The sequence below is a fragment of the Bacillus sp. GZB genome, from assembly GCF_001975995.1.
GTDB lineage: Bacteria > Bacillota > Bacilli > Bacillales > Bacillaceae > Bacillus > Bacillus velezensis.
On record NZ_MTQG01000016.1, the window covers coordinates 60,428 to 80,488 of the forward strand.

The 20,061-nt window shown below is 45.1% G+C and carries 26 protein-coding genes; 8 read left to right on the plus strand and 18 right to left on the minus strand.

The window, feature by feature from the left end:
• Positions 1 to 43: 43 nt before the first annotated feature.
• Positions 44 to 262, minus strand: coding sequence for a hypothetical protein (locus BXO87_RS06070; protein WP_007408668.1), 219 nt, complete (start codon positions 260 to 262; stop codon positions 44 to 46).
• 242 nt (positions 263 to 504) lie between these two features.
• Here BXO87_RS06070 and BXO87_RS06075 point away from each other — a divergent pair, with 242 nt between their 5' ends.
• The 7 genes from BXO87_RS06075 to mnhG are packed head-to-tail and all read left to right on the plus strand — an operon-like array spanning position 505 to position 6,274.
• The gene (locus BXO87_RS06075) at positions 505 to 2,907 is read left to right on the plus strand and encodes a Na+/H+ antiporter subunit A (RefSeq protein WP_076851264.1); all 2,403 of its coding nucleotides are present in this window, start codon (positions 505 to 507) and stop codon (positions 2,905 to 2,907) included.
• Positions 2,904 to 3,335, plus strand: a complete 432-nt coding sequence (locus BXO87_RS06080; RefSeq protein ID WP_007613424.1) for a Na(+)/H(+) antiporter subunit B — start codon at positions 2,904 to 2,906, stop codon at positions 3,333 to 3,335. The genes BXO87_RS06075 and BXO87_RS06080 overlap by 4 nt, the downstream gene beginning before the upstream one ends.
• A complete protein-coding gene (locus tag BXO87_RS06085) occupies positions 3,335 to 3,676 on the plus strand; it encodes a Na(+)/H(+) antiporter subunit C (protein ID WP_003152063.1) in 342 nt (113 codons plus the stop codon). The genes BXO87_RS06080 and BXO87_RS06085 overlap by 1 nt, the downstream gene beginning before the upstream one ends.
• Entirely contained in the window at positions 3,669 to 5,150 is a 1,482-nt protein-coding gene (locus BXO87_RS06090) for a Na+/H+ antiporter subunit D (RefSeq protein ID WP_038459658.1), read from the plus strand. The genes BXO87_RS06085 and BXO87_RS06090 overlap by 8 nt, the downstream gene beginning before the upstream one ends.
• Before the next feature lie 5 nt (positions 5,151 to 5,155).
• Positions 5,156 to 5,632 carry a Na+/H+ antiporter subunit E gene (locus tag BXO87_RS06095; RefSeq protein ID WP_038459660.1) on the plus strand — a complete coding sequence of 159 codons (477 nt, stop codon included), beginning with the start codon at positions 5,156 to 5,158 and terminating at the stop codon, positions 5,630 to 5,632.
• Positions 5,632 to 5,916, plus strand: coding sequence for a Na(+)/H(+) antiporter subunit F1 (locus BXO87_RS06100; RefSeq protein WP_003152057.1), 285 nt, complete (start codon positions 5,632 to 5,634; stop codon positions 5,914 to 5,916). The genes BXO87_RS06095 and BXO87_RS06100 overlap by 1 nt, the downstream gene beginning before the upstream one ends.
• Complete coding sequence (mnhG, locus tag BXO87_RS06105) at positions 5,900 to 6,274, plus strand: monovalent cation/H(+) antiporter subunit G (RefSeq protein WP_007613429.1); 375 nt, start codon at positions 5,900 to 5,902, stop codon at positions 6,272 to 6,274. Before BXO87_RS06100 ends, mnhG begins: the two co-directional genes overlap by 17 nt.
• A 39-nt stretch (positions 6,275 to 6,313) precedes the next feature.
• Here the strand turns inward: mnhG and BXO87_RS06110 are convergent, their stop codons facing one another.
• From BXO87_RS06110 to degQ, 6 genes are all read right to left on the minus strand, one after another.
• On the minus strand, positions 6,314 to 6,697 hold the full coding sequence (locus BXO87_RS06110) for a hotdog fold thioesterase (RefSeq protein WP_007613430.1): 384 nt from the start codon (positions 6,695 to 6,697) through the stop codon (positions 6,314 to 6,316).
• 21 nt (positions 6,698 to 6,718) lie between these two features.
• Positions 6,719 to 7,363: a two-component system response regulator ComA gene (gene comA / locus BXO87_RS06115; protein WP_003152052.1), complete on the minus strand. Its 645-nt coding sequence runs from the start codon at positions 7,361 to 7,363 to the stop codon at positions 6,719 to 6,721.
• 80 nt (positions 7,364 to 7,443) lie between these two features.
• Positions 7,444 to 9,735: a histidine kinase gene (locus BXO87_RS06120; RefSeq protein ID WP_038459663.1), complete on the minus strand. Its 2,292-nt coding sequence runs from the start codon at positions 9,733 to 9,735 to the stop codon at positions 7,444 to 7,446.
• A gap of 11 nt (positions 9,736 to 9,746) precedes the next feature.
• Positions 9,747 to 9,911, minus strand: a complete 165-nt coding sequence (gene comX / locus BXO87_RS06125) for a competence pheromone ComX (protein WP_007613432.1) — start codon at positions 9,909 to 9,911, stop codon at positions 9,747 to 9,749.
• Entirely contained in the window at positions 9,911 to 10,822 is a 912-nt protein-coding gene (locus tag BXO87_RS06130) for a polyprenyl synthetase family protein (RefSeq protein ID WP_079891857.1), read from the minus strand. The genes comX and BXO87_RS06130 overlap by 1 nt, the downstream gene beginning before the upstream one ends.
• A 151-nt stretch (positions 10,823 to 10,973) precedes the next feature.
• Positions 10,974 to 11,114, minus strand: a complete 141-nt coding sequence (gene degQ, locus BXO87_RS06135; protein ID WP_003152043.1) for a degradation enzyme regulation protein DegQ — start codon at positions 11,112 to 11,114, stop codon at positions 10,974 to 10,976.
• Positions 11,115 to 11,579: 465 nt separating this feature from the next.
• On the opposite strand from degQ, the gene BXO87_RS06145 reads away from it, so the two are divergent.
• Positions 11,580 to 11,921 (plus strand): YuzC family spore coat inner layer protein, encoded by a 342-nt coding sequence (locus BXO87_RS06145; protein WP_038459666.1) that lies wholly within the window; start codon positions 11,580 to 11,582, stop codon positions 11,919 to 11,921.
• A 6-nt stretch (positions 11,922 to 11,927) separates the two neighbouring features.
• Here the strand turns inward: BXO87_RS06145 and BXO87_RS06150 are convergent, their stop codons facing one another.
• The 11 genes from BXO87_RS06150 to essA form a co-directional block, all read right to left on the minus strand.
• Positions 11,928 to 13,151: an EAL and HDOD domain-containing protein gene (locus BXO87_RS06150; protein ID WP_032876792.1), complete on the minus strand. Its 1,224-nt coding sequence runs from the start codon at positions 13,149 to 13,151 to the stop codon at positions 11,928 to 11,930.
• 129 nt (positions 13,152 to 13,280) lie between these two features.
• A complete protein-coding gene (locus BXO87_RS06155) occupies positions 13,281 to 14,747 on the minus strand; it encodes a nicotinate phosphoribosyltransferase (protein ID WP_014418767.1) in 1,467 nt (488 codons plus the stop codon).
• Between the two features lie 17 nt (positions 14,748 to 14,764).
• Complete coding sequence (locus BXO87_RS06160; protein ID WP_003152033.1) at positions 14,765 to 15,316, minus strand: cysteine hydrolase family protein; 552 nt, start codon at positions 15,314 to 15,316, stop codon at positions 14,765 to 14,767.
• Between the two features lie 96 nt (positions 15,317 to 15,412).
• Positions 15,413 to 15,811 carry a YueI family protein gene (locus BXO87_RS06165; protein ID WP_003152031.1) on the minus strand — a complete coding sequence of 133 codons (399 nt, stop codon included), beginning with the start codon at positions 15,809 to 15,811 and terminating at the stop codon, positions 15,413 to 15,415.
• Positions 15,812 to 15,876: 65 nt separating this feature from the next.
• Positions 15,877 to 16,125 carry a YueH family protein gene (locus BXO87_RS06170; protein WP_003152028.1) on the minus strand — a complete coding sequence of 83 codons (249 nt, stop codon included), beginning with the start codon at positions 16,123 to 16,125 and terminating at the stop codon, positions 15,877 to 15,879.
• A 72-nt stretch (positions 16,126 to 16,197) separates the two neighbouring features.
• On the minus strand, positions 16,198 to 16,419 hold the full coding sequence (locus BXO87_RS06175; protein ID WP_007408682.1) for a spore germination protein: 222 nt from the start codon (positions 16,417 to 16,419) through the stop codon (positions 16,198 to 16,200).
• Positions 16,420 to 16,480: 61 nt separating this feature from the next.
• Positions 16,481 to 17,587, minus strand: a complete 1,107-nt coding sequence (locus BXO87_RS06180; protein ID WP_014418769.1) for an AI-2E family transporter — start codon at positions 17,585 to 17,587, stop codon at positions 16,481 to 16,483.
• Positions 17,588 to 17,722: 135 nt separating this feature from the next.
• Positions 17,723 to 17,959 (minus strand): DUF2642 domain-containing protein, encoded by a 237-nt coding sequence (locus BXO87_RS06185; RefSeq protein WP_014418770.1) that lies wholly within the window; start codon positions 17,957 to 17,959, stop codon positions 17,723 to 17,725.
• Between the two features lie 137 nt (positions 17,960 to 18,096).
• Complete coding sequence (locus BXO87_RS06190) at positions 18,097 to 18,627, minus strand: HD domain-containing protein (RefSeq protein ID WP_047936080.1); 531 nt, start codon at positions 18,625 to 18,627, stop codon at positions 18,097 to 18,099.
• Positions 18,628 to 18,790: 163 nt separating this feature from the next.
• On the minus strand, positions 18,791 to 19,522 hold the full coding sequence (locus tag BXO87_RS06195; RefSeq protein WP_007408685.1) for a (S)-benzoin forming benzil reductase: 732 nt from the start codon (positions 19,520 to 19,522) through the stop codon (positions 18,791 to 18,793).
• A gap of 60 nt (positions 19,523 to 19,582) precedes the next feature.
• The gene (gene essA, locus BXO87_RS06200) at positions 19,583 to 20,056 is read right to left on the minus strand and encodes a type VII secretion protein EssA (protein ID WP_007408686.1); all 474 of its coding nucleotides are present in this window, start codon (positions 20,054 to 20,056) and stop codon (positions 19,583 to 19,585) included.
• Between the last annotated feature and the right edge of the window lie 5 nt (positions 20,057 to 20,061).

Sequence of the window (20,061 nt, forward strand, 5' to 3'; positions counted from 1 at the left end):
TGTGACACAAAAAGAGTTCCGCACCCTGGTGCCGGAACTCTTTTCATCTATATACGATTCTGATATACTCACGCGGCTGAAACGGCGTTTGCATTGATTCAGCCGCACTCAGCTTGTCTTCTGCGTATTCCGCACCGAGAAAAAAACGCTCCCAATTATCCGCCTCCGTCTGCTGCCGCGTTTTGCAGAAATCATCCGCTATGAATGTTCCTGCAATAATAGAACAAAATATTCCAATACAGGCCGCCGCCTTTCTCTTCATCTGACCAGCTCCTTTTGTAAAGCTTGATCTGAAATAGAAATGTATATACAAAGATCCGGATATTTGATAAATTTATTTTGGGTTCAAAAGACCACAAAAACACAAAGAGGAATACATTATGCCGTAGCAGGGTAAAAAAAAGTGCGATATAATTTGTACTGGGTCCTATGACCGTGAATTGATTGATTCATTCTTACATAAAGCAGTTGCTTGATGAAAAAACAAGCAAAGGAGGTCTTCTGTTGCAGCTGTTACATTTCGCGATTTTGGCGCCTTTTTTATTTGCATTTATCGTTCCCTTTCTTTATAAACGGGTAAAACAAGTCCATACAGGCTGGTTTGTGCTGATAGTGCCCGTTGTGCTGTTTGTTTACTTTATCAGCAAGCTCCCTGTCACAATGGCTGGGGAAACCGTCCGGTATGCGGCCGAATGGATTCCGTCCCTCGGTATTAACTATACCGTTTATATTGACGGACTCGGGCTGTTATTCGCTTTATTGATTACGGGCATCGGCTCTTTGGTGACGCTTTACAGTATTTTTTACTTATCGAAGGACAAAGAAAAGCTCGGCCCCTTTTATGTGTACCTGCTGATGTTTATGGGCGCGATGCTCGGCGTTGTGCTCGTCGATAACGTCATCGTGCTTTATATGTTCTGGGAGCTGACAAGCCTGTCATCCTTCTTATTAATCGGGTATTGGCATAAGCGGAAGAAATCACGCTACGGGGCGGAAAAATCACTGCTGATTACCGTCGGCGGCGGGCTGTGCATGCTCGGCGGCTTTATCCTGCTGTATCTGATGACGGATTCTTTCAGTATCAGGGAAATGGTCAACCAGGTGCATATTATCGCAGGCCATCCGTTCTTTATTCCGGCGATGGTTCTCCTGTTATTGGGGGCCTTTACGAAATCAGCGCAGTTTCCGTTTTATATCTGGCTGCCTGATGCCATGGAGGCGCCGACTCCTGTCAGCGCCTATCTGCACTCGGCTACAATGGTGAAAGCGGGTATTTATTTGATTGCCAGATTCAGTCCGGTTTTTGCTTTTTCACCCGTCTGGTTTTGGACGGTTGCCTCAGTCGGTCTGATCACGATGGTATGGGCTTCCTTTAATGCGATTAAACAAACCGATTTAAAAGCGATTCTGGCATTTTCCACAGTCAGCCAGCTCGGTATGATTGTATCGATGCTCGGCGCAGGAGCCGCCGCGCTTCATTATCAGCATTCAGAGTATTTTACGGCGGCTGTCACCGCGGCTGTGTTTCACTTAATTAACCATGCTACTTTTAAAGGAAGTTTATTTATGGCGGTCGGCATTATCGACCATGAAACGGGAACGCGGGATATCCGCAGGCTCGGCGGCCTGATGGCGCTTATGCCGGTAACGTTTACCGTTTCACTGATCGGAACGTTTTCCATGGCCGGCCTCCCTCCGTTTAACGGCTTTTTAAGTAAAGAAATGTTCTTTACAAGTATGCTGCGGATTGCTCATGCAGATATTTTCAGCCTGGATACGTGGGGCGTGCTGTTCCCCGTTCTCGCATGGATCGGGAGCGTCTTCACTTTCATCTACAGCATGAAGCTGTTTTTCAGAACGTTCAGCGGCGCGCGTAAATCTGCTCAGCTTGAAAAGACGCCGCATGAAGCTCCGCTCGGCATGCTGATTTCGCCGGTGATTCTTGCCGCTTGCGCCGTCAGTCTGTTTTTTGCCCCGAACATTTTGTCTTACAGCCTGATTGAACCGGCGATGAACTCCATTTATCCGGCTCTGTTAACCGGCGGAGATACATTCCATGTCCATATTTCCCAGTGGCACGGGGTGACGGCTGAGGTAATGATGACCCTCGGCATCATCATTGTCGGCACGATCGGTTACGTAACGCTGTCTAAATGGGAGCGTCTGTACGGTCTGTTTCCGAAAAAACTGACGCTGAACAAGCTTTACGATGCGGTGACGGGCAGTATGGAAAAAAAATCTTACCAGCTGACGTCATCTTATATGACCGGATTTTTGCGGGATTATCTGCTGTATATTTTTGCGGCGTTTATCATTCTCATCGGAGCGGCGTTCGTCATGAAAGGCGGCTTTTCCATGACAGCGAAAGGCATGGCTGAGATCGGCCTTTATGAAATCGTGCTGTCCCTCGTTATGGTGAGCGCAACGATTGCGACTGTGTTCGCCAAATCGCGGCTGACGGCCATTATCTCACTCGGTGTTGTCGGGTACACACTCGCGCTGTTTTTCGTGATTTTCAGAGCGCCCGATCTGGCGCTCACGCAGCTCGTCATTGAGACGATATCCGTCGCCTTGTTTCTTCTTTGTTTTTACCATCTGCCGAAAATGCGGCGGAAAAAGAAGACAAGAACATTCCGGATGACGAATTTTATCATTTCTCTCGGTGTCGGCGTCATCGTGACAATGCTCGGAATCGCGTCTTCCAGCGAAAAAACAAAAGACAGCATCTCCTCCTTTTTCACCGCTTACAGCCATAAGCTCGGGGGAGGAAACAATATCGTCAACGTCATCCTCGTTGATTTCAGGGGATTTGATACGATGTTTGAAATCACGGTGCTGTCGATTGCCGCACTCGGGATTTACGGCATGATCAGAACGAAAGTAAAAGAGGAGGGAGAAGAGCGTTGAGACAGCAAAAAACAAACGACATCATCCTTCAGACGGCAACGAAGCTTGTATCTTTTATCATTCTGCTTTTCTCTTTCTATTTATTTTTATCGGGGCATAACGCTCCCGGCGGAGGATTTGTCGGCGGACTGATTACGTCTTCGGCCATCGTGCTGTTGCTTTTGGCCTTTGATTTAAAAACCGTCAAATCGATTTTGCCCGTCAATTTTATTTATGTGGCGGGCGCGGGTCTGCTTATCGCGATTGCAACGGGTGCAGGTTCGTTCTTATTCGGAGCACCCTTTCTCACCCATACATTCGGCCATTTTCATCTCCCGGTGCTTGGGAATACGGAGCTTGCGACGGCCACTTTGTTTGATTTAGGTGTGTATCTCGTTGTTGTCGGCGTGACGATGACCATTATTCAAACGATTGGAGAGGAAGAATAATGGAAATCTTAATGTCTGTCATTGCCGGTATTTTGTTTATGGCGGCAACCTACCTGCTGCTTTCTAAAAGTCTGCTGCGCGTGATTATCGGCACCGCGCTTTTAAGTCACGGCGTCCATTTGCTGCTTCTGACCATGGGCGGACTGAAAAAAGGCGCTCCTCCCATACTGGGCGGAAAAAGCACGTCGTTTGTCGATCCGCTGCCGCAGGCACTCATACTGACGGCGATCGTTATTTCGTTCGGCGTCACGTCCTTCCTGCTTGTGATGGCGTTCCGCGCCTATCAGGAACTGAAAACGGACGATATGGATCGAATGAGGGGAAATGATCAACATGAATAACTTTGTGATATTGCCTATTCTGGTGCCGCTGCTTGCCGCAGTGCTGCTGATTTTTATGAACAGGCGCGTGATGCTGATGCGGATATTCAGCACTGCCGCTTCCTGTGTCTCCATCGTCATCAGCGCCGCTCTCGTTCAGACGGTTTTCACACACGGGATTCAGACGCTGACACTCGGCGGATGGAAAGCGCCGTACGGCATTGTGCTCGCCGCGGATCAGCTCGCCGCACTGCTTGTTTTGACAACCGCCATAATCGGGCTGCTCGTCACCCTGTACTCCTTCCGCTCCATTGGAGAAAAAAGGGAGCGCGCTTTCTATTATTCAGGGGTGCAGTTTCTTCTGGCCGGCGTAAGCGGAGCGTTTTTGACGGGTGACCTGTTCAACATGTACGTCTTTTTTGAGCTTCTGCTTATCGCGTCCTACATGCTGATCGTGCTTGGCGGAACGAAAATTCAATTAAGAGAATCATTGAAGTATATCGTGTTTAACATTGTGTCATCCGCGTTTTTTGTCATCGGCGTCGGTTACTTATATGCGGTGACGGGCACGCTGAATATGGCTGATCTAAGCGTAAAAATAAGCGAATCGGGCCAGACCGGGCTGATCACCGTCATCGGCGTCTTATTTCTCGTCGTATTCGGTTTAAAGGGCGGGATATTCCCGCTGTATTTCTGGATGCCGGGCTCTTATTACGCCCCGCCGGCTGCGATTTCGGCCTTATTCGGGTCTCTTTTGACGAAAGTCGGCCTGTATGCCATTTTAAGAGTATTCACCCTGATCTTTATTCACGATACGGGCTTTACCCACCAATTGATGATGTGGCTTGCGATGCTGACGGTGCTATTCGGCGTAATCGGATCTATCGCCTTTTCGGATGTCATGAAAATCGTCATCTACAATATTATTACAGCCGTCGGCGTGATTTTGTTCGGCATTGCCATGAACACGCCGGCCTCCATTCAAGGAGCGGTTTATTACTTGATTCACGATATGCTGATTAAAGGAGCGCTGTTTATGCTTGCCGGCACGCTTATCGCATTGACAGGCACTGCCAGCCTGCATAAAATGGGCGGACTGATCACCCGTTATCCCGTTTTAGGATGGATGTTCTTTATTTCAGCCATATCTTTGGCCGGCATCCCGCCGTTCAGCGGATTTGTGGGCAAGCTGAAGATCGCGGAAGGCGGGTTCGATAAGGGGGAAACATTGTTTTCCGTATTGATTCTCTTATCCAGCCTGCTTGTGCTCTATTCCGTGCTGAAGGTTTTTACGACGGCTTTTTGGGGGGAAGAAAAAGAAATCCCCGGCGCAGGCGGACGGTCCGCAAAAGGACTTCTTTATCCGGCAGCCGCTTTTCTCCTTTTGTCGCTTCTGTTCGGGCTCGGAACCGAATGGGTTTCACCGTATGTCAATCAGACGGCTGAGAATCTGCTGAATCCGGAAAAATACATTGAAGCTGTTTTGAAGGAGTAGATGGCATGGCTTTTCAACTATTATTAAATGTTCTTCTCGCTGTTTGCTGGATGTTTCTCACAAACAGCCTCAGCGCCGGAGGTTTTATGACCGGATTTATCGCGGGCTTGGCGGCGCTGTTTTTTTTCCGGCGCTTCTTCTCGCGGCCGTTTTACATTTGGAAAATATGGTCGGTCATCAGACTGATGCTGACCTTTATAAAGGAATTATATCTGGCCAATGTCAGCGTGCTGAAAACCGTTATATCTCCGAAACTGAACATCCGTCCGGGCATTTTCGCGTTTAAGACGGAATTGACGGAGGATTGGGAGATCACGCTGCTCTCGCTGTTAATCACTTTAACACCGGGTACGCTCGTGATGGATATCTCCGATGACCGGTCGATTCTCTATATACACGCCATGGACATTGAAGATGCGGAGAAAGCGATTCATGACATCCGCGTCTCTTTTGAGAAAGCCATTCAGGAGGTGAGCCGCTGATGTTTACGTTTATTCTGCAATTATCACTCGGCATTATGGCGGTTTCGACTCTTCTGTACGTCATTCGCGTCATGAAAGGGCCTACGATACCGGACCGGGTCGTCGCGCTTGATGGGATCGGCATTAATCTGATTGCCATGACCGCGCTTGTATCCATTCTCTTAAACACATCGGCCTTTTTGGACATCATTCTGCTGCTCGGCATTTTATCGTTTATCGGCACGATTGCCTTTGCTAAGTTTTTGGAGAAAGGAGAGATTATCGAAAATGATCGAAATCGTTAAATGGGCCGTCGGCATTTGTATTCTGATGGGATCGCTGATCTGCCTGGTCGCGTCTTTCGGCACACTCAGGCTTCCTGATGTGTATACGCGCGCCCACGCCTCTTCAAAAGGCTCGACACTCGGCGTTAATTTGGTATTGCTCGGGGTGTTAGGCTACTTGTGGATGCTGACCGGAGAAATTTCTGTAAAAATACTGCTCGGCATCATTTTTATCCTGCTGACGGCGCCGGTCGGAGCGCACCTCATATGCAGGGCCGCGTACAATTCGGGAGCGGCGCTTGATAAAAGAAGCGTTCAGGATGATTACAAAGGGATCAGAAACTTTGTGATCAAACGAAAAGAAGATTCATATTTGTAAAAACAAACAGCCGGACGATTCAGGGTTCCGGCTGTTTGTTTATTTTGTTATAACAGCCAGCGTGCAGCGGGAAACACAGATCAGCCTTTCCCGTTCATCGAAAATGTTAATACCGTACACAATGGTTGCTCTGCCCGTGTGAACGGGTTCTGCTATTGCCGTGACCGTCCCGCCCTCTTTCACGGATTTTAAATGATTGGCATTAATCTCAAGCCCGACACACGCCTGTTTCGACCGGTCGATAAAATGCTGGGCCCCCACACTTGCAACAGTCTCCGCCAGCGCTGCTGACGCGCCCCCATGCAGATATCCGAAAGGCTGCACCGTCCTCTTATCCACAGGCATCACCGCCACGCATCTCTCCGGCGTGTTTTCAGTGATTTCAATACCGAGTGCGCCGAGCAATGTATTGTTCAGATTCATAGGTCATTCTCCCTTCAAGATTTATAGTACGTTATCTGACTTGGCGATCAGCACCGCTTCAGTTCGGGAGCCGACATTCAGCTTATTAAAAATGGATGTCAGGCTGTATTCAATCGACCGCTTGCTTAAGTGAAGCGCATCTGCGATTTCCTGATTGGTCAAACCTTTTTCGACCTCTTGGAGAATATGGCGCTCTCTCGGGGTTAACCGATCCTGCTCACTTTGAGGGGAAGAAGACGTTTTTGTTTTTTGCTGGGTCATCAGCTGTTTGAAATAGGAGAAATCAACTAAAATCTGTCCGTTGAGCACGTGATATATGTATTGCATGATTTTCTCTTTAGATTCGGTTTTGCTGATGGCGCCATGCAGGCCCGCGCGGATGGATTCTTCAAAATAATCTTCAACCTCATAGCCTGTGTAGACAATGATTTTACAGAGAGGATTCTCTTTTAAGATTTTCTTGGAAAGCTCTATGCCGCTGATGTCATCACCCAGATTTAAATCCATTAATATGAGATCGTAAGCTGAAAAATCATGCCGGAGAACAAATTGTTCACTGGCATCAGGACTGAGGCAATCGACAGAAAGATTCGTGTCCGTTTCCAGAATCGTCTTGGTGCCCTCCATGACAGCCGGATGATCATCAATCACTAGTATCTTTTTCATGGTTTCCTCCCTTTTACTCACTCATTTCCATTTTATTAAAAAGACTTGGCTTCTGCCAAGTCGATTTGGTGATAAATTGGTTACAATTCCATTTCAATATCCGCTTTAAAACCGTTTCCTTCACTTGTGTCGATTTTCATCCGTCCGTCAAGCGCACGGACGCGCTCCTTAATACCCGAAAGACCCATGCTCATCGACTGCCCGCCGCCTTCTTCCTGATTGCAGCCGACACCGTCGTCTTCATAATGCAGAATCACTTTATTTTGAATGCTGATCAGCATAATCAGCACCTCATTCGCCTGTGAATGCTTCATGGCGTTCGAAAGAAATTCCTGAATGATGCGGTACAAATTCAGCTGCGTATCCAAATCCAGCGCCGCCGTAAACCGGCCCGTATTCAGACGGATATGAAACGGCGCACGCTCCTGCTGCTGCGCGGCAAGCTTGGATACCGCCTTGACCAGACCCAAATCATACAGCAGCTGAGGACGAAGCTCATGGCACGTCTCCCGGGTCATCAAAATGACATCCGACATCTGCTCATTCATCTGATGAAGCTTGTCCTGCACCTCTAACTGGCAAGGCTCCTCTTTCTTAAAATCGGCCAGAAACAGCTCACACTGGCGCTTCAAAGAAATCAAGTCCTGCAGCACTGAATCATGCAGATCACGGGCCAAATCCGACCGCTGCTTTTCCTCGATCGTAAACATCAGCTTTTTGAGCCAGACCGGGTTTGTCTCTTGTTTCTTTAAATCTTCGAGATGATTCATAAGTTCTTCGATTTTCATCACGTTTTCTATTGAAACATTAACGTAAAAAGATAATGTTTTTAACCAAGAAATTTCTTCACGTGATAAACGGGGCGTATTCATCTTAGACAAACAGAGAACAACGAATGATCTATCTCCCCGTTCTCCTACTTTCATTGCGAAACCTTGATTAAACTCCGTTATTTTTCCTATCTCAATAGTAACACTATTTAAAAGCACTTGATAATCATCTATCAAACTTGAATCTCTTTCGTCAAATGCCTTTACATTCCCATTATACGTAACTTCAAATATATACACTTTACTTGTAAGAGTTACTTCGAGAATGGTGGTTTTTAATTCCCCAAAAACCTGATTTAAAGAAGACGAGTTTCTGATTAATTGGGTAAACTTATAAATACTGTCTTGGTAATTGAATCTTTCAGAGACCCTTTTTAATTTAAACCGGAAATCGAGTATTTCTTTATAATAAAAAACAGCTAACATTAAAATATAAATTAAAAATGTCAGTTTGAGATTGTAAAAATTTTCTTCCGGCTCACGTAATAACTCTATTGTTGTAACCAGAATTATAGTTGGGGTTAACGCTAAAAAGCCATAATATTTTAACTTACTTAAGATAAAATCAACGTTATATATTTTATTCGACATGAATTGATATACAAGTGAAAAAGGTATTAGCAGCATAAATGATGCTGTTAAGAAAGAAGAGACATAATAATCATTAAAAAATACATACGGTATAAGATACAGACATAAAAAAGGCGAAAATGCCAATATATTTATAACTACAAGCACCTTTATAATATGTGCCTGATCAGTATCTTTGTTTCTTCTCAAAATAACAATAAAGTAATATGCTACAATCAAAAAAAGAAGAAAAAACGAAATCAAATTAAATTTTGGAATAAAATCACCAAAAGATAATCGCGACCGAAATAATTCAAATAATATATTTATAGTTGGAAATAAATACAAAACGAAAACTTTTTTGCTGAAAAGCACTGTACCTAATTCTTTAAAGTAATGATAAAGAAACAGAAGATAATTTAAAGGTACAGTTATTAATGTTAACAACATGATACATCTGCTAAGTAAATCGCCTTTTGCCGATCCTCCAGCACTAATATATGCAATTGAAGCAGACAAAAGAAATACAATTAGCACCAAAGCAGATTTCAAGTTTTTTTCTTCATTTATTTTAATGATGAAGAAACAGCAAAATAAACATACTACATAAAAAATTATCGGTATTAAGTAAGTACTGAAGTTCCTATCATTAAATAAATTGAGCTTAATCTCAATATCATGACCGTTTCTATCAACGACCATCGAGTTTACATTTTTCAGCTTATTCATTTGAATATTAATTGACTTTACATTTTGGTGGTTAATATTCTTTACTATATCTCCCTTTTGCACTCCGGCGTAATATGCCATTGTAAAATCTTCTACATCTTTTATTTTAATTTCGCCCTGTTTATTTTCAGAAATTGTGGCGCCGACTAAAAGATTATTTGTGCTTATATAAGTCAGATAAATGACATATACCAATGTAAGCAGAATTAAGACAACTGAAACCTTATTGTACTTGGACTTCATTTATATCATCCTCAATATTTCCAATCACCGCCGAAAGAAATAACATCTATACCCTTAAACGCATTTATAACACAATCTGTTTGATCCTGGCTAACTCCAATCAGACTAGCATTGCCTTCAATCACTTTATTTAAAACTTCTGGATTTTTGGTTAAGTATCCTACAATTTCCTGCATTATTTTTCATCCTCCTCTAAATTAACAATCGCATTTAATAAAGTTTCCGTTTTATTTCTCTCTATCTCCAATTCAAATATCTTACTTTTTATTTTTTTTAACGACAAATGTTTCAAAACCAATAAGTATTGGGTTACACCTGCTTCAATTAATTTCTTTTTTATGTCTCGGGTCTTTAAGGTTTTGAATAACTCTGGGTTTTCATACCATTGTAAGATTTCTTCAGAAGCTTTATTGAATTTCTTTTTTAAGTATAAATAAGCAAGTGTATTTTTGCGTTGAACAAAATCATTATTCAAGTAAAACAAACCTTGATAATCATTATCAATCTGGGATATTATTCCGAGTTCATATGAATATGATTGAACGATTGGATTTAACTTTCCTGTAGCCAGCATCGCGCCCATAACGCAAGGCAATGCAGTTAAAGAGCCAGATTTATTCTTAATCATTTTCAAACACTCTTCTTCAGTTTGCGGTGCATTCAAAATATCATCTTGCTGGCCCTCAATTGAATTCAAAGCAAAGTTTAATATTTGCTTAAGAAAATACGGATTTTCACTAATCTGATTCATAACCTGTATACTTAATGTATAGAGGGCCGTTACAGTATTCAGCGTAATGGGGAGACCTGTTTTCATCCATTCCATTTTCAGATTATCATTATCTTCTAAATCATCATAAATGTCGTATGACAGGACTAATAATTCTATGCCTACGGCTAACTTTAAAATCGCCTCTGTGTCTCTGCCATTGAACGCTTTGTAATGTTGATATGCCAATTCAGCAAATCCAAATGAATCTTTTGATGCAATAAATTTTAGAAGGTACATTTTCAAGTTAGTATTGCATATATTGTGCTCCACAATTTCCTTCATTTTCTCTTTAATCGTTTTGGCATCTAAACACATTTGCTCAATAATTGTCTTCACCCTCCCATTCTATTTTACTAAATGCAGGTGATGAAAGACAGCAGGTTTTTCGTTTTTTAACAATCGTATAATACTTTATCCATGAAATGGATAAAAAATGCACAAAAAAAAGACTTGTTTCCAAGTCTTTTTAAGAAATTTTCATTGCATATGAGAATTTATCGAGCTGATCAATGCTTTTGTTAATGTTTCGTAATGAGTCGGTTGTTTCTCTGATATCATTTTCAAGTCGGAATAATAATTGCTTTACTTCTTCTAATTTGTTTTCCACCGTTTCCACACTCCTTTTTTTGAAAGATCAATGAATTGTGTATGGTGAACGAGTCCTAGGTATTTGATCTGTTACTAATAGTGTAAACGTTTTTGCGGGATTTTTCACCGAAAAGTATGTGTAAAAGTATCTGCGTGACACCGCAAACCGGGGTAATCCCATAGTCCCGAATGGAGCATTTAGCGAACAGGACTATATAACTACCAGAAAGGCAGACGTTTAGGATGAAGCAGACCAATCTGGCGGTTCTGCTGTTTTTTTAACGGTTTTCCGACAAACCGGCAAGGACTATAGTCCCTGCCGTCGCAATTTCAAAACAGAATGGGCGAACAGCGTCGCATAACCACCGACAAACACCGAAAAGACCGCAACCCCCGCATTGTGGTCTTTTTGCTTGTCATAACTCGTTATCACGCCGCCTATACTCATGTATAACGAATGTTTTCTCAGGAAGGAGGCCGCCGTATGCATTATGTGTATCCATGCTGCCCTGTTTTCACCGCGCCATACCGGCATCCTGCGCCCAGTCCCCCGGTTCACGCAGATATTTTGACAGCGTCCGCAAAAGAAGCTGCGGGCATGCTGGAGGATGCGCGCCTGCTCCTTGCGCGGCTGTCGGCGTCAAAAGAGCTTGCGCGCCGCATCCTCACCGCAGCGCAATCCTCTGACACCGCAGCGGTCAAGCGGCTCATTAAGCAGACCGGCATCAAAAATGACTTTGACGTGACGTATAATCCCGACGGCATCCGTGTCAGTCTGGTCAGAGAGCGAAGCCGGTTTATCATCGCCCTCAGGTGGTCGGCTTAAAGCGGCTCAATCCACGATCAGCTGCCGGCACCATTCGATCGCCTGTAAGTAACAGTCATACGCTTCTTCTTTGTTCAGTTCTTTTCCCCACTCATCACAGTCCCAGTTGTTGCATTCAATGGCTTTGACAAGCGCGAGCATCTTATAATAATCGTTTTCATAACCGAGCAGCGCCTGTCCGACTTCATCGATTAAAGGCAGTTCTTTGATGATATCCTCCAGCTCCCTGTGGAGAAGCGTATCGATGAGCGAAAACATGCCGATCAGCATGTAAGAAGAGGGCTGGGGTCTTCCGGTTCTTTTCGCCAGCAGTTCGCACAGCTTGGCCCTGATTAAGGAAATCTTAATGATTTCTTTTTGGCTTGAGTGGCTTTTCGCCGTTAAATCTCTGAATGAAAGAATGTAAATCAAGCGCTTAATCTCATTCAGCCCGAGCATCATGATGGCCTGCTGGATGCTGTCTATCTTTTTTTTCAGCCTTGTTTGCGATCCGTTTAAAAAACGCAGAATCTGATACGATAAGCTGACGTCCCGCTCTATGTATTCCGTCACGCGCTGTATATTGGGCTGGTCATTGTTTAATTCGCTTAAAAGCTGGTAGTAAGAATGAAAATGAAACGTCAGATCATTTCCGCTGATGACACGCGGTTCACTGAAAAAATATCCTTGAAACAGGTGAAAGCCGTCTATGGCCGCCTGTTTATAATCTTTTCTCGTCTCCACTTTCTCCGCTAAATAAATCAGACTTTTACAGCTGTACGTCTGAATGATTTTTTTGCGCTCCAGACGCGAGGATTGCAAAAAGTCGATTTTTAAAATATCAATATATTTCATCAGCTGTTCCACTAACTCTTCATTTTCCGGATTGATGGCGTAAAAATCATCAAGTGCTAATGTATATCCTAATTTCTTCAGCTGTCTGCATCTTGAGATGAGTGCCGGAGTGATCGGTATGTCCTCAAGAATTTCGATAATAAGCTGGTCAGGATCAAAGGAGGTAGGGAGATCTGAAAACATCAGGCTTTCTGTAAAATTCACAAAGCAGCGTTTCCCCTCAGTCAGCTTTTCGATTCCGATGTTGATAAAGCTGTTAATAATGAGATCCGTCGTAGCTTTATCTCCGTCAGCGGCCGAATAACGGTTCTCTTCGCTCTCCCGGTAAAGAAGTTCATAAGCAACAACCTGTTCATTTCTGTTGAAGATAGGCTGTCTCGCAACAAACACCTTCATTCATTTACCCCCTTAGATGCGGCCTTCGAACATAAGTATATCAAATAACTTGACGAAATTTGTCTAAATGTGAAAAATATTATCACAACAAAAAGGCCTTTCCAGAGAAAGGAAAGGCCGCTTTGTCTTCTATTCAAGTTCCCGTTTCAGCTCGCTTTTGATTTCATGAATCCGCTGCATCTTGTTGCTCCAGCAGTCTTCGCTTAAATCGACCGGATATTCTTCCGGCTTGCTGATCCGTTTGTATTCCTCCCACAGAAGTTTGAGGTTATCCTGCACGTATTGCTGGATGTCGGTAATTTCGGGATTATCGTAGCATAAAACGCCGTTTTCAAAGATCGGCTCATGCAAGTCTTTCGCATAGAAATCAGTGACGAATTTGCTGACGAACGTGTGGACGGGATGGAACATTTTTAAGCGTTTCTGATCATTTACCCGCTCGTCATAAAGCGCGATATAATCACCTTCCGAGTGGTGATTCAGCTTGTTGATAATCCGGTATACTCTCTTTCTTCCCGGCGTTGTCACTTTTTCAGGGTTTGACGAAATTTTAATGGTGTCGGTCAGTTTGCCGTCCTCTTCAATGGCGACAAGCTTGTAAACCGCGCCGAGAGCCGGCTGATCGTATGCGGTAATCAGCTTCGTGCCGATGCCCCACGTATCGATTTTCGCTCCTTGCGATTTCAGATTTAATATCGTGTGCTCATCAAGATCGCTTGAAGCAATGACCTTTGCGTCTGTGAAACCCGCTTCATCAAGCATTTCACGCGCTTTTTTTGACAGGTACGCCAAGTCCCCGCTGTCCAGCCGGATGCCGATGAAGTTGATCCGATCGCCAAATTCCTTTGCGACTTTAATCGCATTCGGCATGCCCGAACGGATCGTATCGTACGTATCTACGAGAAACACGCAGTCTTTGTGGGTCTCCGCATATTTCTTAAATGCCGTATATTCATCGCGGTACGCTTGTACGAGCGCATGAGCGTGCGTGCCGGATACGGGTATATTAAAACGCTTTCCGGCTCTTACATTACTCGTCGCGCTGAAGCCGCCGATCAGAGCAGCTCTCGCTCCCCACATAGCCGCATCCATTTCATGGGCGCGCCGCGTTCCGAATTCGAGGGCGTCTTCGTCACCGACAACGCCTTTAATGCGGGCCGCTTTCGTGGCGATTAATGTTTGGTAATTCACAATGTTAAGCAGAGCCGTCTCAATCAGCTGGGCTTCGATCAGGGGCGCTTCGACCCGCATAATCGGTTCGTTGTTAAAAACGAGCTCGCCTTCTTTCATGCTGTAAAGAGATCCGGTAAAAGAAAGATCCCGTAAATAATCAATGAAATCATCAGCATAGTGCAATTCCGTTTTTAAATAATTCAGATCGCTGTCGGTAAATTTGAAGTTCTCCAAGTATTCGATTGCTTTCTCTAAGCCCGCAAATACCGCATAGCCGTTTTCAAAGGGAAGCTTTCTGAAAAAAAGCTCAAAAATCGCTTTTTTCTCATGAATGCCGTCTCTCCAGTACGTTTCGGCCATATTAATTTGATAAAGATCTGTATGTAAAGACAAACTGTCGTCTTTAAAACCATGCTCCACCAAAATTATTTTCCCCTTCCTTACTCTGCCACTTGCGCTCCGATGCTGTTCTTAAAATGGGACAGGGCCCATTCATGCCCTTCCGGATTAAAGCTGGCCACAGCGTTTTGATGAATGACGATCTGAAAGCCCTTGTTGTAAGCGTCAACCGCCGTGTGAAGAACGCAGATGTCCGTGCACAGGCCCGCAAGATGCAGCTCAGTGATTTGCCGTTCCCGCAGTTTCAGCTCTAAATCCGTTCCCGCAAAAGCAGAATATCTCGTTTTTTCCATATAATTTACGTTTTTTGCGTGTTTATGTTTCTCATAAAGAGGCGATAGCCTTCCGTACAGCTCTTTGCCCTCCGTGCCGTTGATATTATGCGGAGGAAACAGGCGTGTCTCGGGATGAAAGTCATCGTCTGCATCATGCGAATCTACCGCAAAAACAACGTAATCACCGTTTTCTATAAATGCTTGCGTCAAACTGACAATCGTATCTTCAATCTGTCTCGCGGGTTCTCCGCAGGTTAATGCCCCGTTCTCAGCTGCAAAATCATTCGTATAATCAATGCATATAAATGCTTTTTTCATAGCCGGCCTCCCCGCCATTCATATGAAAACCATTATATCCTATCTCCACTTGTAAGTGAATTGGCATTGTAAAATGACAAACGGTGTTTTGCCCTTTTAAGATTTCAGGAGTGAGCGCTGAAAAATGTCATCCTGAACGTAAATGCCGTCAAGGTTCACGGCATAATCGGCGGCAAAAACCAGGCCGAGCGGCGTTTCGAATTGAAGGTCCGAAATGACGGAGCTTCGGACACCGGCAAGTGCGGCAAGCTTCATATATGGTGAATAAGCATGATACGGAAGCCTTCCGTTTATATAGAGCACCGCGTCTTTTCGGCTTTTCAGCGCCTGTTTCACTTCTTCATACGGCTGCTTTTGCAGCACCTGCCCCTTCGTCAGGGCAATGATGACTCTTTCACGCAGCGAGCCTAAAAATAAATGGCGTTCATCCGGTTTCGTCTGCAGAGGGCCGTACATCCCCTGCTGTAAATAAAGGTCAACCGTTTTGTCGCTCATCGGCCTGTCCCTCCTCAGCTTGTTTTACAATTATCTCCCCGGACGGGACGCGGTAAACCGCTTCGTTACATTTCAGCCACCCAATGGGAGATCTTGCCGGCGAGCTCTCCCGCGGGCTCTTCTTCAATCAGCTTGCTGAACGATTGTAAAAGCCGCTGCGCCAGCGCCTTTTTCTCTTCCTCATAGGAAATGATCGTGCTCCACTCAAGTTCCGGAACCGCTACAAGGGTATGCTGTTCTTTTTTATTTTCATGCAGATATACATCACCGATCATTCCGGACTGCACGGTAATATTCGCTTTTCTGATTTTCATAAAAAATTCCCCTTTTATAAAGACTGATTCTATTATACTACAAAAAAGCGACAGCCTCCTAAAAGGAGGCTGTCACGCGTTAAACCAATCAGGTTCGTCAAACACATCGATGTCTTCAAAGCGCGTTTTGCTGAATTTATTAGTGACTTTGACAAAATCTCCGGAATGAAACGCCCCTGCCCCCGCGCCTGAGTGGTCAACGGCTTTGGGAGAAATGGCAAACACGTCACCGAAGCTCGCCGCAGCGTCTCCGGCTAAACTCATAATATAAATCGGTCCCACAATTGCAGGCATACCCACACCTCCGCTTTTCTTTACAGCATTTTATGCGCTGCATCGGGAGTTGTGCCCGTTTTTATTTCGGCTTGCGGCTGTCTTCTAGCTTTGACCGCTGACGAAGTTTGATAAGCCGGACGATATTTAAGACAAAAGCTTTTAAAACCGCGTAAACCGGCACGGCCAGAATCATTGCGAGAATGCCGCCGAAACTGCCCGCTCCGATAAGCAGAAGAATAATGGTGAGCGGGTGGGTATTGAGCCGTTTCCCGATGACAAGCGGAGAAAGCAGGTTCCCGTCAAGCTGCTGGACGACAACGACAACAATAACGGCAAACAGCGCCTTAGCCGGCGAATCCATAAACGCGATAATCACCGCGGGCGCCGCCCCGAGAAACGGCCCCAGGTACGGAATGATATTGGTGACGGCGATCACCATCCCGAGAATTAACGCATACTGCAGGCCGATGATCCAATATCCGATAAAACATGCCGTTCCGACAAAGAGACAAATCAGCAGCTGGCCTTGGAAATAGGCGGCCAATGTGACATATAAGTCGTTAAATATTTTCCGACCTTCCGCCCGGTAGGAAGAAGGCAGGATTTTGACCGCCAAGAGCGGAAACCGCCGGCCGTCCTTCAGCATATAAAACAAAATGAACGGAACGGTGATCACGACAAGCGTGATATTCGTAACGACGCCGAACACGGCCGACAGGCTTGCCGTAATATTTTGCGGAAGGCTTTGTAAAAATCCCGTCAGAGACTGCTGGATTTTTTCTATCGACACATAATCCTGCGTCATCATCCACGTAAACCATTTGGAATGGGATAATTGCGCCGTCAAGACTTGAATCTGATGAATGTAATCAGGGAAATTGTTAATCAGCCCCGTGACCTGGGAAGCCACAATCGGTCCGATGGCGGTGAACATAAAGGCAATCAGGCCGATGAAAACGAGATAAATGAGCAGGATCGCCAATGTCCGGGGGATTTTTTTCTCAAGCAGGCGCACGATCGGATTAAAAATGAAAAACAAAATGCCCGAGATCAAAATCGGAAAAAACAGAGTGGTGATAAAACCGAAAAACGGCTGAAAAATAAACGAGACTTTCGTTGATACGTAAATAATGAGCAAAACGAGCAAAATTTGCAGCGTCCAAAAATGGACCTTTGATTTCAACAAGCGGTTTCCTCCTATTGTCATGTGAACTTGTACTGTGATTGTACCAAAAAAAGCCGCCGTGCATCTATGTATCTCAAAAAGAAGACGCACCGGGGTTCTATAGGGCCGCCTCCGGTTTGCGCCTTATTCGGGCTGTTACACGCGTTCGGTATAATCAGGCATGACGGAAACTACATGACGGTTTCTGATATAAAATACACGGTCATGCGTTTCTTCAATGGCGATGTGATCTGGAGTGGCATCAATCAGCCGTCCTCTGATAATGCGTCTGACGGTTTGAATGATAAACCTTGAGCCGATAAGCTTATGGATGGTCTGATAAACGTAAGGGTCCACTAACGAGACGATTTGCGGGCTTCCTTGATGGGCCATTTTCGCTGATCCCCTTTACTATGTTTTCCTTCAGCATATGCAGCGGACAAAGGCTTTGACACAGTACGTCTATCGGAGCGGAAAAGGTGTTAGTGAGCATGCGGAGTTATGTAAGCGGAAAAGGCCGCATGAGTGGCCTAGACTGAGCTTCTTATGGGATATTGGGCTTGGTCAATTAACTGATCAAGCTTTTGGATTTGTTTGAGCGCGGCTGTGTGATCCATTTGGCGGTAATGGTGATGTCCGCCGGGTTCTTCATCGAGTTCATCCGCTTGTTTCACGATTTGCTGGAGCGTATTCTTGTCCAGTTCGCCTTCAGGCAGATAGGAATCGGTGTGAAGCAGAATCGCCAGCGCAATGTCCTTCGCCGCTTTCGGTTCTTCACCGAGCCGGATGAGCAGCTTATGCGCCCGTTCCGCGCCTTTAATGGCATGGATATCGTTTCTTCTGTACTTTTCATAATCCCATTTGCCGTCTGTGTACCATTCATAATGGCCGACGTCATGCAGTAAAGCCGCTTTCGTCGCAAGGTCCGGGCTGACACCTGCTTTTACGGCAAGACGGTATGCATGAAACGCGCAGGCGATCGCATGGGCGACACCGGAACGCTGTAAATACTTTTGTGCGATTGGATGGGTGAAGACATCCATTAACGTTACATTTCTCATGGAAACCCCTCCTTAATATATTTTTAGAATCCTAACATAAATCGAGAAGAAACTCAATTCATCTGATACATTTCTTATACCCCTTATACGTTGTTTCATTCATCATATGGCGCCGGACCCCGAAGTGATTGTACAAACAAAAAAGAGCAGCGTAAAAGCTGCTCTACAAAAATTCTTTAATATCGTATATCCGTCCGTTTTCCGGCTCGCCCGCGATCAGTGAGTGAATGACGCCGGCGATGTATTCCGGGCTTCTGAGGTTTTTCGTTTCTTTCAGATTGCGGAACCGCTCGATGTCATGGAAATCTTCTTTTGACGAAGAACGGATGACGGCCTGCATGTCTGTATCCATCACTCCCGGCGAGAATGAGATCATGCGGACCGGCAGCTCTTCATCTTCCTGTTCAAACCCAAATGTTCTCGTAAACATATCAAGCCCCGCTTTTGAGCTGCAATACGCGCTCCAGCCTTTATAAGGATTTTTCGCCGCGCCCGATGTGATGTTGACAATTGTTTTGCTGCCGCTGAACGCTTCGAAACGCTTTGTAAACATTTGGCTGAGCAAAACGGGCGCCGTCAGATTAAGGGTGTAATGGCGGTTTAATTCTTCGGCGGAAGCCTCTTTCGCCCGCTTGATCGGTTCCACCATGCCGGCATTGTTGATCAGTGTGACGGCAGAGTACCCCTTCTCCTCTGCTTGATCAAGAATCGCCTTCATCTGCCGCCCGGTATCTGCCAGATCGGTTAAATCAACACTGTATTCTGTCAGCCCCTCGCGCTTTTCCCCGCTTATCGTTCTTGAAAGCGCGGCGACTTCGGCTCCTTCTTGAAGCGCCTGTTCCGTAAGCGCCCGGCCCAAGCCCTTTGACGCGCCTGTTATAAGAAAAAACTGCATGAAACTCCTCCTTTTTTTCTTATTTTACGGGCTGTCTTCCCGCAAACACAAGCGATTCGTTTACCGCTTTGCCTTTTCCTGCGCCGTGACTTTCGGGATCAGATAGATCATCGCCGCAATCCCGAGGAGGATCAAGACGGCATAAATGACAGGAAGCAGATAAGAAGTCTTTTTCTCTTCCGTTTCCATATCTGCCGAGGTACGCCGCACCGCAGGCTCGGCAAATGTGATACCCAGTTTTTTCGATTGCGCTTTGATCGTATTCGGCTCCGTGTCTGACGATGTAAACAACTTTGATATCAGTTTGTCATCCGGGTTTTCGGCCGGCTGATCAAAGGTAATATCCTTCTGTTCTTTCGGAAGCGCCGTTTTTTCCTCGGAGTAGGCATCGTCGTGCAGGTAATCCGTACGAATTTCAATGTCTTTCTTTTCATATTCATTCGGCTTGACATCAGTATTTTCCTCATTCGCGGCTGCGGCTTGGGGAAGGAAAAGGAAAAAGGAGAGAGCAAACAGCAGCAATCCTTTTTCCATGAACG